General features: G+C 69.7%; 9 protein-coding genes. 5 read left to right on the plus strand and 4 right to left on the minus strand.

Features of this window, described 5'->3' with window-relative positions:
• Positions 1 to 46: 46 nt before the first annotated feature.
• The 3 genes from BLQ43_RS05875 to BLQ43_RS05885 all read right to left on the minus strand — a co-directional run bounded on the left by BLQ43_RS05875 (position 47) and on the right by BLQ43_RS05885 (position 4839).
• Complete coding sequence (locus BLQ43_RS05875) at positions 47 to 3637, minus strand: class I SAM-dependent DNA methyltransferase (RefSeq protein WP_090019214.1); 3591 nt, start codon at positions 3635 to 3637, stop codon at positions 47 to 49.
• Between the two features lie 362 nt (positions 3638 to 3999).
• Positions 4000 to 4224, minus strand: a complete 225-nt coding sequence (locus tag BLQ43_RS05880) for a DUF1150 family protein (RefSeq protein ID WP_090019215.1) — start codon at positions 4222 to 4224, stop codon at positions 4000 to 4002.
• Positions 4225 to 4356: 132 nt separating this feature from the next.
• Entirely contained in the window at positions 4357 to 4839 is a 483-nt protein-coding gene (locus BLQ43_RS05885; RefSeq protein WP_090019216.1) for an Hsp20 family protein, read from the minus strand.
• A gap of 273 nt (positions 4840 to 5112) precedes the next feature.
• Between BLQ43_RS05885 and BLQ43_RS05890 the strand changes: the two genes are divergently transcribed.
• From BLQ43_RS05890 to BLQ43_RS05905, 3 genes are all read left to right on the plus strand, one after another.
• The gene (locus tag BLQ43_RS05890) at positions 5113 to 7437 is read left to right on the plus strand and encodes a xanthine dehydrogenase family protein molybdopterin-binding subunit (protein ID WP_090019217.1); all 2325 of its coding nucleotides are present in this window, start codon (positions 5113 to 5115) and stop codon (positions 7435 to 7437) included.
• Positions 7438 to 7654: 217 nt separating this feature from the next.
• Positions 7655 to 8086 carry a hypothetical protein gene (locus BLQ43_RS14300; protein WP_143006174.1) on the plus strand — a complete coding sequence of 144 codons (432 nt, stop codon included), beginning with the start codon at positions 7655 to 7657 and terminating at the stop codon, positions 8084 to 8086.
• A gap of 177 nt (positions 8087 to 8263) precedes the next feature.
• Positions 8264 to 9289 carry an NUDIX hydrolase gene (locus BLQ43_RS05905; protein WP_090019220.1) on the plus strand — a complete coding sequence of 342 codons (1026 nt, stop codon included), beginning with the start codon at positions 8264 to 8266 and terminating at the stop codon, positions 9287 to 9289.
• A gap of 375 nt (positions 9290 to 9664) precedes the next feature.
• Here BLQ43_RS05905 and BLQ43_RS05910 read toward each other — a convergent pair whose 3' ends face one another.
• Positions 9665 to 10129, minus strand: coding sequence for a hypothetical protein (locus tag BLQ43_RS05910; RefSeq protein WP_090019221.1), 465 nt, complete (start codon positions 10127 to 10129; stop codon positions 9665 to 9667).
• A 193-nt stretch (positions 10130 to 10322) separates the two neighbouring features.
• Here BLQ43_RS05910 and BLQ43_RS05915 point away from each other — a divergent pair, with 193 nt between their 5' ends.
• Positions 10323 to 10709 (plus strand): helix-turn-helix transcriptional regulator, encoded by a 387-nt coding sequence (locus tag BLQ43_RS05915; RefSeq protein ID WP_090019222.1) that lies wholly within the window; start codon positions 10323 to 10325, stop codon positions 10707 to 10709.
• A 78-nt stretch (positions 10710 to 10787) separates the two neighbouring features.
• Positions 10788 to 12326 (plus strand): threonine/serine exporter family protein, encoded by a 1539-nt coding sequence (locus BLQ43_RS14305; protein ID WP_143006175.1) that lies wholly within the window; start codon positions 10788 to 10790, stop codon positions 12324 to 12326.
• Positions 12327 to 12405: the final 79 nt, after the last annotated feature.

Below are 12405 nucleotides of genomic sequence, written 5' to 3' on the forward strand. Positions count from 1 at the left end.
GGCCCCGAACCCCGACACCGTCAACGTGCGTTTGGGGCGTACCACGCTACTGAATCGCGAAGTAGCGGGCGGGATCGTCCGGGGGTGTGGCGGCGCTGCCGGTCACGACGAGGGTTTGGAGCACGTCTTCGACGCGCTGCCGGCGTTTGGGCGAGAGCTTGCCGGCGAAGGCGCGGGCGAGCGTCTCCGGGTCCACGGGGCCGTCGGCCTCGCGCAGGATGTCCTGCACGGCGCGGATCTGCGCCAGGCCGTCGCTGGGCCACTTGGGCTTGGACTCCTCGGCCACGAGCGCGAGCTCGGTTTCGGGCGTTTCCGCCTCGGCCGGTTCCGGCACCTTGTGCGCCAGCTTGGGGCGCTGGAACTCGGGGCGCAGCCAGCGCACGTGCCCGCGCGCCTCTTCCGCCGCGCGCTCCTGGTTGAGCGCCACCAGCCGGCCCAGCAGGTCCTGTTCCGCCGCCTCCTGCTCGGGCGTCACGTGCGGGCTGGGCGCGGTGGCGCCGGGCTTGCCCACCAGCGCGTCGATCAGGTCGCGCCAGCCGTAGGCGCGCAGCACGGCCGCGTCGATCTCGTCGTGGATCTCCTTCAGCACGCCCACCAGCCCGGCGTCGTAGACGTCCTTCTCCGCCGCCGAGAGCGGCTCGGCGTCCGCTCCGGCCTCCAGCGCGCGCACGCGCTCCAGCACGTTGTACAGCCCCGTCATCGTCAACTGTGGGTTGGCGTCCAGCACCGCCTTGCGGTGGCGGTCCAGCCGCTCGCCCTGGTGGCGCAGGTGCCGGGCCAGCGCCGGCGAGAGCGCGTCGAAGGCCGGGAAGGGGAAGGGATCGAAGCACCGCGACTTGGTGTAGCGCGGATCGTTGCCGACGCCGAGGTTGCCGCCCGCCGCCAGCATCCAGCGCACGTGCAGGCGCGAGGACAGCACGCTCAACGCGCCCGCGTCGTCCAGCCCGATGTTCACCAACATGTTGTCGGGCCGGACGGCGGCGTCGAGGAACTGGAAGAAGCGATGCTTCGCCGTTTCGACCGTGGCGATGTAGCGGGGCAGGCCGTCCAGGATTTCCCGCAGGTCGCTACGCGGTTCGCCGAAAATCCACCAGTTGTCCCGGTACACGCGGCGGCGGTTCTGGTCGCGTTCCGGTTTCACGTGGTCGACCACGTGCTGATAGACGGCGCGAAATCGTTCCCGAACCTCGTCGGCGCGCAGCCCGAATAGGTCGATAACCATGACGCCGCGCGGGCGCTGGGTGAGATCGCGGCCGTTGCGATAGGGACGGATGTGCGCGTCCAGCCCGGCGACGCGGCCCAGGCCCAGCTCCTGGGCTTTCCGCGGCGTCACGATGAAGCCTCTCCCATGAAGAGAGACGCCACGGCTCGCCAGGTTGGTGTTGGCGAAAAGCGATCTCGTGAGCGAGAGGTCCGCGCCGATCGTGAAGTTCGCCAGCACCTTGCCCTGCTCGCGCTCCAGGTCCACGCGCGGGGCGTCGGTGTTCAGGTCGGCTTCGCGGGTGACGCGGCCCAGCACGCCTTCGCGTTCGCCCTTGGCCGCCACGGTCATGGCGATGCGCACGGCGGCGCGGTCGGCCTGTTTCAGCCACGGATGGTCCGGCACGGCGAAGACGAGCGAGAGCGGGTCCTTGGCGTTCAGGTGGCGTTCCACGACGCGGCGCGAGAAGGTCTGCGTGATCGAGTTGGTGGTGATGAAGCCGAAGCGGCGCAGGCGCCATCCCTTGGCGCGCAGGCGCGTCGCCGCCGCGTCCCAGAAGTGCATGACGAAATCGGCGCCGCGCGGCATCTCCGGCCGCGCCGCCCACACGGCCTCGGCGTAGCCGTCGCCCAGCTCGGCGCGCAGGTCCTTGCCCGCGATAAAGGGTGGGTTGCCGACGACGAAGTCCGCGTCCGGCCAGCCGGCGGGTTGCGGGCCGTGGTAGCGATAGGTCTCCACGCGCTGTGCCGTGTCGGGCACCGGCTCGCCCGTGACCGGGTGCGGCGTATAGCTGCGCCCGTCCCACACCGTGATGGGGCGGCCGTGGTCGTCGCGGCGCAGCTCGCGCTGCGTCCAGGTGAGGACGGCGTCCTGCTCGCGGATGGTGTTGTGGGGGTGCAGCACGGGCTCGCCGATGGCCTCCACCCCGCCGGTCTTGAGCTGCCACTTCAGGTAGCCGATCCACAGCACGAGGTCGGCGATGGCGACGGCGCGCGGGTTGACCTCCAGCCCCAGGAACTGGCTCGGGTCCACGGTCTCGCCCGAGAGCGCCAGGCGCGGCGCGGTTTCGTCCAGCTCCGCCAGGGCGGTGACGACCTCGCCCTCCAGCCGCTTCATCAGCTCCATCGCCACGTAGAGGAAGTTGCCCGTGCCGCACGCGGGGTCGAGCACGCGCGTCGTCGCCAGGGTGTTGAGGAAGTCGCGCAGCACGGCGCGCGCCGCGTCGAGCTTCCCGGCGCGGCGCAGCTCGTCGGCGCGCGCCTTCACGTCGCGCCAGTCGGCGCGCAGCGGCTCCATGACCGTGGGGATGACGAGGCGCTCGACGTAGGCGCGCGGGGTGTAGTGCGCCCCGAGCTGCGCCCGGTCGCGCGGGTTGAGCGCCCGTTCCAGCAGCGTGCCGAAGATCGTGGGCTCGACGTCGGCCCAGTTGCGCCGGGCCGCGGCCAACAGCTCGCCGATGCTCTCGGCGTCCAGCGGCAGGGCCGTGCGGTCCTTGAACAGCGTGCCGTTGAAGCGCTTGAGCTGCGCGTTGAGGTGCAGGGCGTAGCCGCCCGTGTCCATGATGCCCCAGAAGGTCTCCAGGGCGGTGGGGAAGTTGGCCGGCGTTTCCACCTGCTGCGCCAGAAGTTCCGTGAACGCGTCTTCCGGCAGCAGGTCCACGTCCTCCGCGAACATCGTGAAGACGCAGCGCATGAGGAAATCCGCCACGGCGTGCGGGTCGTGGCCGGCGCCTTCCAGGCGCGTCGCGATGCGGGCGAGGCGTTTGGCGATGTCCTGCGTGACCTCGGCGGACTCGCGTGCCGGGTCGAGCGTCTGCGGCGCCGTCCAGATGGCGCGCAGGCGCTCGCGGACCTTGGGATCGTGCAGGTCGTCCAGGTCGATGCGGTAGTGCTGGGTGTCGGGGAAGTGGGCGTAGTTCTTCCCCTGGCCGGAGAAGTCGGCGAAGACCTCGATGACGTTGCCGACGTCGACCACGAGCAGGAAGGGCGGGTAGCCGTGCTCGACGGGCAGGGCGCGGGCGTAGCCTTCCGCCTGATCGCGGGCGCCGCGCATGATGCTGTCCCAGCCCCGCCGCCGGCCTTTGGACCGCGGCGCCGGCGTTTCGCCGAACATGTCCGGCGCGTCGGCATCGTCGCGCTGCCCGGCGCGCCTGGGGGACTGCTTGGCTTCCAGGATGAAGCAGTCGCGCTTGTAGCAGTCGATGAAGCGCGTCGTGCTGGCGCCGCCGGGGTGCTTGAAGGTAACGCCGCGCTCGAAGACGCAGGTCGCGCGTTCGTTCGCCTCGGTGGCCGGGCCGGGACGCGGCAGGTCGAGCAGCTCGCACAGCTCGACGATGAAGAGCTGGTAGTTGGACCGCTCGGACCCCTCGGGATCGCGCCACTTGGCGACGAAAGCCTCGACCGCGGGGTCGGTGTCGGGCGCGTCCTGCTCCGCCATCCGGGCCTGCTCCCTGCACGCGGACATGCGCGACGGGATGAGAACCACGACGCACGCCCGACCGCAAGCGGTCAGTGTGCCGCCGTCGATGCCGGTCTCATGCTGCGCGAAAAAGCGCCGGGGCTGCGCGAACGGACGCGCCGCCGGCGTACGGGCGGGATCAGGGGGGGTGGTCGACGGATCGGCGCGCCGGGCCGGCGCGCGGGGAGATACCCCGCGCGGGTCCGGCGCATCGCGCGCGTTTCCGGTCAGGGCATGATGAGGTCAGGCTGCGTCAGCCTGGGCTCTTAATCATGCCCGCACACGAATGAGATAGAGCGCGATGAGGCTCGTCAGATGATTCCTCGTCGTCTCATCGCGCTCTAGTGGACGCTGAGCGGTTCCATGTCGTGCTGGCGCACGGCGGCGAACGCCACGTCGCGGTCGTCCATCACGGCCATCTGCGTGCCGTCGGCGGCGTAGATGCCGTAGCCCCGGCCGCCGTCGTCCTTCGTGACCGCGCGCACATAGGCGACGTCGTTGACGCCCCAGGCGGCCAGTTCCTGCTCGCTGAAAGCCTCGGTGTGTTCAACCTGCTGGACGGTCATGCAGATCCTCCTTCGTTCGGCCCGGTGGGCCCGCGTCGGCCCCTGGACCAGAGCCCCCGGACAGCCGTGCGTCCGGTGGCGTTGTCGCGTCGCGTGCCGCCGAATGGCGGCGCCGGCCGGCCCGATCGGGGGTCAGCCCGAGCGGGGCGTTTGGGCGCGGGCCCGGCCGCGCTGGTGCGTGGAGACGTCCCGCGTGCCCTGGTGGTTCGTCTGGATCTCCACGGTGCGCACGACCGGTTCGGGCCGTACCCGTTGAAGATCGACGTGCAGCAGGCCGTTGTCCAGATGCGCGCCCTGAACTTCGATGCCTTCCGACAATACGAAGCTGCGCTGGAACTGCCGCGACGCGATTCCGCGGTAGAGGTAGACCCGCTCGCTCTCGTCGTCGGCGCGCCGGCCCCGGATGGTGAGCTGCGTGTCCTCGACGCGGACCTCCAGCTCCTCCGGCTTGAAGCCGGCCACCGCCAGCGTGATTCGCAGCTGGTCGTCGCCGAGCTGCTCGATGTTGTAGGGCGGATAGCCGTCGCTGGCCGTTTTCGACACACGGTCGAGCGCCCGCTCGAAGTGGTCGAATCCGAGCAGCAGCGGATTGTTGAAGACGGATACGCGCGACATCTCGGCCTCCTCGCGCGAGCAAGGCTGTCGCCTGGCCCCTGCGACCGGCCCGCGTGCGGGCCCGATCCGGGCAGTGTATCAGGACCCCGGCTCGTCCGGCGGTCCGTGTGCGTGCACGGCCCGTTCAACGGCGCCGCGCATCAGCGCATGTGGGGAGCCTCCCCCGGACGGTCAATAACGCACGGCGGGCAGCCCGGCGCACGCCACGCGCCCCCTTCGTTCGCGGCGCCGTGTGCTCTACTGTCCCCGGCGACGACGAGAGGGAGAGACATCATGGGTCAGTTCGGCTTCGGCCAGGCGGTTCGCCGCGTGGAGGACACGCGGCTGCTCACCGGGCACGGCAGCTACACCGACGACCTCGGCCAGCCCGGCGACGCGCACCTGAAGCTGGTGCGCAGCCCGCACGCGCACGCCGTCATCAGCGCCGTCGACACGACCGAGGCGCGCGAACAGCCCGGCGTGCTGGCGGTCTACACCTGCGCCGACCTGGACGCGCGGGGCATCGGCGACATCCCGTGTCTGGCCCCCATGCAGGGCCGCGACGGCAATCCGGGCGTGACGCCGGGCCATCCCGTGCTGGCGCGCGGGCGCGTGCGCCACGTCGGCGATCCCGTGGCCGCCGTCGTCGCCGAGAGCGCCGAGGTCGCGGACGCCGCCGCCGAGCTGGTCGAGGTGGACTACGAGCCGCTGGACGCCGTCACCGAGGGCCCGGCGGCGCTGCGCGAGGGCGCGCCGCAGCTGCACGAGCAGGCGCCGAACAACCTCGCGCTGGACTGGGAGATCGGCGATCCCGACGGGACGGCCGACGCCGTGGCCCAGGCCGAGCACGTCACGCGCCTGCAACTCGTCAACAACCGCGTCGTGGTCAATGCGCTGGAACCGCGCGCGGCGCGCGGCAGCTACGACGCCGAAACCGGGGAATGGCACCTCGCCACCGCCACGCAGGGCGTCTTCGGGCTGCGCCGGCAGCTCGCGGAGCAGGTGCTGGGCGTGGATCAGGACCGCATCCGCGTCACCACGCCGGACGTCGGCGGCGGCTTCGGCATGAAGATCTTCCTCTACGCCGATCAGGTCCTGGTGCTGCTGGCGGCGCAGGATGTCGGCCGCCCCGTGCGCTTCACCGCCAGCCGCGGCGACGACTTCGTCAGCGCCAGCCAGGGCCGCGACCACGTCACCGACGCCGCGCTCGGCTTCGATGGCAGCGGGCGCATCACCGGGCTGTGGATCGACACCGTCGCCAACATCGGCGCCTACGTCTCCAACATGGCGCTTTTCGTCGCCACCCAGGCGGGGGCGCGCATGTACCCCGGCGCCTACGTCGTGCCGGCGGTCTACGGGCGCACGCGCGTCGCCTTCACCAACACCGTGCCCGTGGACGCCTATCGCGGCGCCGGCCGGCCCGAGGCCGCCTATCTGATCGAGCGGCTGATGGACACGGCCGCGCGCGAGCTGGGCATGGACCCGGCGGCGCTGCGCCGGCGCAACTTCGTCCCGCCGGAGGCCATGCCGCACACCACCGCCACCGGGCTGACCTACGACTGCGGCCAGTTCGCCCGCTTGCAGGACACGGCGCTGGAGAACGCGAACGCCGCCGGGCTGGCGGAGCGGAAGCGGGAGGCCCGCACGCGCGGCAAGCTGCGGGGGCTGGGCCACGCCAGCTACCTGGAGTGCTGCGGCGGCATCGGCAGCGAGGAGGCGCGCTTCCGCCTGGACGCCGACGGCGGGGTGACGCTCTCCGTGGGCACGCAGTCGAACGGGCAGGGGCACGCCACGGCCTACGCGCAGATGGTGGCCGACAAGCTGGGCCTGACGCCCGAACAGGTGCGCGTGCGCCAGGGCGACACCCGCGACCTCAACCGCGGCGGCGGCACGGGCGGCTCGCGCTCCGTCATCATGGGCGGCGGCGCGGCCACGGCGGCCACCGACAAGGCGGTCGAGCGCATGAAGCGGATCGCCGGGCACCTGCTGGAAGCCTCGCCGTCCGACCTCGATTTCGCCGAGGGCCGCTTCGCCGTGGCCGGCACGGACATCGCGGTGTCCTTCCAGGCGGTCGCCGAGGCCGCGCACGGCACCGACCTGCCGGCCGAGTTGCAGGGCGGCGTCGACGAAACCGCGCAGTTCAGCGAGGCGGGGCTGACCTATCCCAACGGCTGCCACGTCTGCGAGCTGGAGGTGGACGAGGCCACCGGCCACGTGGACATCGTGCGCTACGTCATCGTCGACGACATGGGCACCATCCTGAACCCGTTGATGCTCCGGGGACAGATCCACGGCGGCGCGGTGCAGGGCATCGGGCAGGCCCTGCTGGAGCACACCGTCTACGACGCCGACAGCGGCCAGCTCCTCACCGCCACCTTTCAGGACTACACCATGCCGCGCGCGGCCGACGTGCCGGACTTCGAGATTGCCTTCGTGGAGGACATCCCCACGCCCTCGAATCCCTGGGGCATCAAGGGCGCGGGCGAGGCCGGGTCCATCGGCGCGCCGCCGGCGGTGATGAACGCGCTGGTGGATGCGCTCCAGCCCTACGGGGTGCGCCACCTGGACATGCCCGCCACGCCCGAGCGCGTGTGGCGGGCGATGCACGGCGCGGGCTGAGGGCGCACGAAAAAACCGCCGGCGCTGTGCGCCGGCGGTTCGCGGGAAGGCCGGTCGTTCCCCCAACCCCACAGTGGCGTCCGGGCCTCTCCCACTCGGATTTTGGCACAGGAGGCGGTTCGGGTTCGCGTTTGCGGCAACGTCGCCGGCGCCTCCTGCAACCTACAGGGGATGCTTCCAAAGCCGGGTTGATATTTCGTAAACGCATGGAATTGGCATGACCGAAACCGCTTCGGACAATGAACACGGGTGGGCCGGTCTCGCCGCCGCCGGCCGCGCGCTGCTGGTGCCGCTGACGCCGGCCGTGCTGCGGGCCGGGGCCGATCTTGCCGAGACGGCGCGCGAGCGGGCGAGGGTCGCGGACGCCGAACCCGCCGACCTCTTGGCCGGCAACGCCTTCCTCGCACTGGAAGCGGGCGCCGGGGACGCGCGCGGCATGGCCGCTGCCTGTCTGGGCGCGATCGCGCGGGTGCGCCGGCTCGACTCCTTCGTCGTGCGGGTCACGCGCGCCGGGGAGGCCCTCGACTGTGCCATCGAATCGGTTGCACCCGGCGGGTCCGGCGCCCATGCCGTCCGCGCGCGCCTGGCTTCCCTGACGGGCCTGGCACCGGCCGAGCTGGTGCCGGGGCGCGTTGCTGAAATGGGGTGATGCCAGCGAGCTGATCAGGGATCGTGCGCGCCGGCGTGACCCCATCCCCCTCTGGCTTTGGAGCTGTCGCACCAAACCCGTCTCCCCCTTCCCCGCGTCGGGGGAAGGGGGAGACCATAGAGGGGGTTGGGGCGCTTGATTTCAGAAGCGGCTCGCAGTCGCGAAACGGACGGCGGTATGACCGTGAACGGCATCGACACCGAAACCCGCCTCGCCACCGGGGCCAGCGCGGTCACCGTCGACCTCACGGCCGTGATCGTGGCGGTCGGCGCCGGCACCCCGCGCGTGCTCACCGTGCGCCCGCCGACCGCCGGGGCGGACGCCCTTCCCTGGGGCCCGCTCGGCCCCGAGCACCGCACCCTCCAGGCCGGGCTGCGCGCCTGGGTGGAGCGGCAAACCCGCCTGCGCCTCGGCTACGTCGAGCAGCTCTACACCTTCGGCGACCGCGACCGCGTCCACGCCGGCGGCGATCCCGGCGGCGGCGACCGCAACATCTCCGTCGCCTACCTCGCGCTCGTGGACACGGCCGCGCCCGTGGGTGTGTCCGACGCCGCCTGGCGCGACTGGTACGCCCACCTGCCGTGGGAGGACGCCCGCGACGGCGTCCCCGCCGCCCGCACCGCCATCGTCGAGCACCTGCGCGGCTGGGCCGAGCGCGGCGACACCCCCGCCGAGCGCCGCCACCGCCGCGAGCGCGTGCGCCTGACCTTCGGCGGCCCCGACACCCCCGCCCCCGACACCCCCGCATGGGACGAAGAGCGCGCGCTGGAACGCTACGAACTCCTCTACGAAGCCGGGCTCGTCCCCGAAGCCTGGCAGGACGCGGGCCGCGGCGTCCCCGCCTGGGTGGCCGAGCTGCCCGGCACGGCCATGGCCGCCGACCACCGCCGCATCCTCGCCACCGCCATCGCCCGGCTGCGCGCCAAGATCAAATACCGCCCCGTCCTCTTCGAGCTGCTGCCCGCCGAGTTCACCCTGCTCGACCTCCAGCGCACCGCCGAGGCCCTCTCCGGCGTGCGCCTGCACAAGCAGAACTTCCGCCGCCTCGTCATGCGCCAGAACCTCGTCGAACCCACCGGCGAAGTCGCCACCGACACCGGCGGCCGACCCGCACGCCTCATGCGCTTCCGCCCCGACGTCCTTCTCGAACGCCCCGCCCCAGGCGTGCGCGTCACCGCCACCCGACGCGCCAGCCCTTTTTAAAACACGCGCGTGTTTTATCGCTTCAATCAGTCCGATGGACGCCCGCCAGGGTGAGATCGCGGGGCTGTCTTGGGAAAGGTGCCAGGGTCGTAATACGCGTGCTCAGTAAGCGACATTCACCATCGGCCGGGTGATATCGGCGGAATCGCGTTAGGGTTCTTTCTCCTTCAGGAGAAAGACAGAATGAGGCCATGTCGTCCGCTCTATGAAATGAAGTATAAGGCGGATTCGCCGCGCGAGCGGCAATCCGCCTAAACGCAGGCGTGTTTCATTGCTGCCGTCAATCCAATGGACGCCCGTCCGGGTGAGATTGCGGGGCTGTCTGGGGAAGGTGCCAGTTCGACCTTCAGGTGGGCTGAGCCATGACGTTTTTCGTCATGGTCTGTTTGCCGTGCGTCGGGGCAGGGCGCGGAACGGGTCGCGCATGACCATCAGCGCGCTTCGCCGCGGCGGCGGTGCGGCGGCAAGCCGGTGGGCAAGCAGCGTCCGCGCCTGTCGTTCCGAGGCGGGTTCCTGGCGCCACAAGCGCAGCGCCGTTTCCATCACCGTCGGCGGGTCTGGCAAGGGAACCACCTCCGCCGGCCAGCCGTCCGGCCGGAACAGGATCGTCAGCAGGTGCGCCGGATCGGCGCCGCACATCTGCACCAGCCCGCCGGCGTAGGTCGTGGAGACGCCGGCGGCGCCAAACTCGTACAGCGCGATGCGCTCGCGCGAAACACGCAGCGCCGCCGCCACCTCCCGCCGCGCCAGCCCGTGCATCGCCCGGAACCCCGCCACGACCTTCGCGATCCGCGCCGTTTCCGCCGCGACCGCCCGCGTACCCGGCAGCTCGTCGACCATTGAAACAACTCCTACGGCCGTTCGGCGGCTACCCCGAGGCATCGTGACCCGCTGAGGCCTTGATTCACCTACAACCGCATGACCGCGGCTCAGCCTCACTTGTATTGCAGTTACAACATTCAGCCTTCAATGTCTAGAAATCCTTGAATGGACTGTGTTCCTTCCCGAACGCCGCAACCGCAGCGTTTGGGGCATGGCGAGCGACCTCGACTCAGAAGACCGCCGCTTCTGCAAAGCCTTCGGCCGTCGACTGGCGGAGTTGCGGGATCAGGCAGGGCTTACCCAAGCTCAGTTGGGCGAGCAGATCGGTCGCTCGGAGAACACGGTTGTTTCCATCGAAACTGGGCGATCGGGAACCTCCACCTATGTTGCCGCGCGCATGGCGCGTGCACTTGGAGTCACGCTCCCCGATCTTTTTGATGTCGCGGATCAGCCGGCCCAGAACAGCGAGAAGCGACGTTTAATCCGTCAGCTCGTGAAAACCATGCGCCACGACGATCCACAGACGCTGCGCCTCATCGCGCGCTTGGCCGAGGTGACCCACGACGAGCTTGAAGACGGCTCGTCGGACCGGGTTTAGCCGCCCAGCTATTTACACGCGCCGCGCCACTTCAGGACAATCCTTCGCGCGCTGGTGGCGGCCGAACGCGGCGGCGATATGGATTGGTTCAAGGAATTTCTCACAGATGCCCTGGGCCTGAGTCCCGGTGTCGCGGCTCTGGCCCTGGTCCTGGTCGGCGGCATCGGCTGGTTGTATCTCTTTCACGTCAAGCTCTTGTGGCGCGTCGGAACGCGCGACACCCCCGGCCTCCGCGAAGAGGCCGACAAGGCGGCGCGCCCACATCTGGTACCCGGCGCGGAGGAGACCTATCGCGCGCTCCGGCAGGGCCTTTTGACCTTTCTCAATAACCGTCTGGGTGCGCATCCGTGGAGCGCACGAAGCTACGACTGGTGCCTGCGATTGGCGGTGGCTTATCCAATCATAACTGTATTGTTGGTCTGGGCCGCTACCGGTCAGAATACTTCTGGTATAGATGGCATGCTGCCGGCGACGATAGGGCCTGAGTCGCGCATGCTCACGGTTGTGTTCTTGGCGATCTCATTGGGCGCGGTGGCCTGGGGCGAGCAAACACGTGGTTGGCGGGCTATTGCTTTCTATTCCGCTGCCGCTGGCGCTGCTATTGTCGGTGTAAGTTCTGCTAGTTCTGTCGCTTTTGCTGTGACTGGATATGTCGTTCTAACTTTTTCCACTGCTGTCGCTACAGCTTCCACAGGCCTTGTTGCTGGTAATTTCACTGCGGCTGTCGCCATTGCTGTCGCCGGCTATGTCGCTATTGCTTTGGCTGTCGCCGGATCTGCCATTGTTGCCGCCACTTTAGCTGTAGCAACACTTTTCGGTGCATTTGGTGTTGCTATCATCGTAAGCTTGCTCGACCATCAGTTATCTGGAAGAGAGAAATCTGGATTGGATTACGTTTTATTTGTATCTGTTTTTTTGCTGGGGTTATTAGTACTTGCAGTGATTTTGATCTGCTCGCGCTCGTGGCTAGAGATGAACGAATCCGGCAGAAGCCTGCTCGTCTTCCTGGCCGCATTGCCGCTGATAAATTCCGTGGCGGACTGGCTCTCGCTCGGCCTGACCCGGCATCTACTCAGCCGGGCCGGCGGAACCTGGTCCAGTCTGGGCAACGGGGTCGTGGACGCGCTCGCGGCGGTGATCTTCTTGGGGGTGCTGGCCGTTGCCGTGACCGCGGGGTTGCAGGGGCTGAACGCGCTTGCCCTGGCAAGCGGGGCGGAGGCGGCGCTGATCGACGTGGCCGGTGTTCTCCAGCGCGTGCGGGAGACGCCGGGCGACCCGGCGGTCTGGTGGGTCTATATCATGCTGTTTTCGACCTTGCTGCCGAGCTTCGCCCACGCCGTGGTGGCTGCGGCAGCCGTGGTCACCGTCGCGCTGCCGGGCTCGTGGCGAGACTGGCAACGAAAGAAGCTTGCGGCCGGATTCACGGAGGACCATCCGCAGGAGGTCTGGCGCGCGGCGGCGTTCCTGACCCTTCGCCGCGTGGCGGCGATCCTGCTGGCGCTCCTCGCTCTTGGCGCCGTGGCGGCGGTATTGGGCGGGTACCACGTCGCCCTGCCGTGGCTTGCGGACGCGCTGCTCGTCATCGCCGAGACCACCGCGATGGCGCTGGGTGCGTAGCTCATCCGCATCGGCGGGTTTACGAAACGGCGTCCGGCACCTTTCCCAAGATTGACCACGATAGGGCGTCCGGCACCTT

Source organism: Limimonas halophila, assembly GCF_900100655.1.
Classification (GTDB): Bacteria; Pseudomonadota; Alphaproteobacteria; order Kiloniellales; family Rhodovibrionaceae; genus Limimonas; species Limimonas halophila.

Coding starts and splice junctions, on each gene's coding strand:
- BLQ43_RS05875 (WP_090019214.1), bottom strand. CDS start 3,637: ATGGCGGAGCAGGACGCGCCCGACACCGACCCCGCGGTCGAGGCTTTC.
- BLQ43_RS05885 (WP_090019216.1), bottom strand. CDS start 4,839: ATGTCGCGCGTATCCGTCTTCAACAATCCGCTGCTGCTCGGATTCGAC.
- BLQ43_RS14300 (WP_143006174.1), top strand. CDS start 7,655: ATGACCGAAACCGCTTCGGACAATGAACACGGGTGGGCCGGTCTCGCC.
- BLQ43_RS05905 (WP_090019220.1), top strand. CDS start 8,264: ATGACCGTGAACGGCATCGACACCGAAACCCGCCTCGCCACCGGGGCC.
- BLQ43_RS05910 (WP_090019221.1), bottom strand. CDS start 10,129: ATGGTCGACGAGCTGCCGGGTACGCGGGCGGTCGCGGCGGAAACGGCG.
- BLQ43_RS05890 (WP_090019217.1), top strand. CDS start 5,113: ATGGGTCAGTTCGGCTTCGGCCAGGCGGTTCGCCGCGTGGAGGACACG.
- BLQ43_RS14305 (WP_143006175.1), top strand. CDS start 10,788: ATGGATTGGTTCAAGGAATTTCTCACAGATGCCCTGGGCCTGAGTCCC.
- BLQ43_RS05880 (WP_090019215.1), bottom strand. CDS start 4,224: ATGACCGTCCAGCAGGTTGAACACACCGAGGCTTTCAGCGAGCAGGAA.
- BLQ43_RS05915 (WP_090019222.1), top strand. CDS start 10,323: ATGGCGAGCGACCTCGACTCAGAAGACCGCCGCTTCTGCAAAGCCTTC.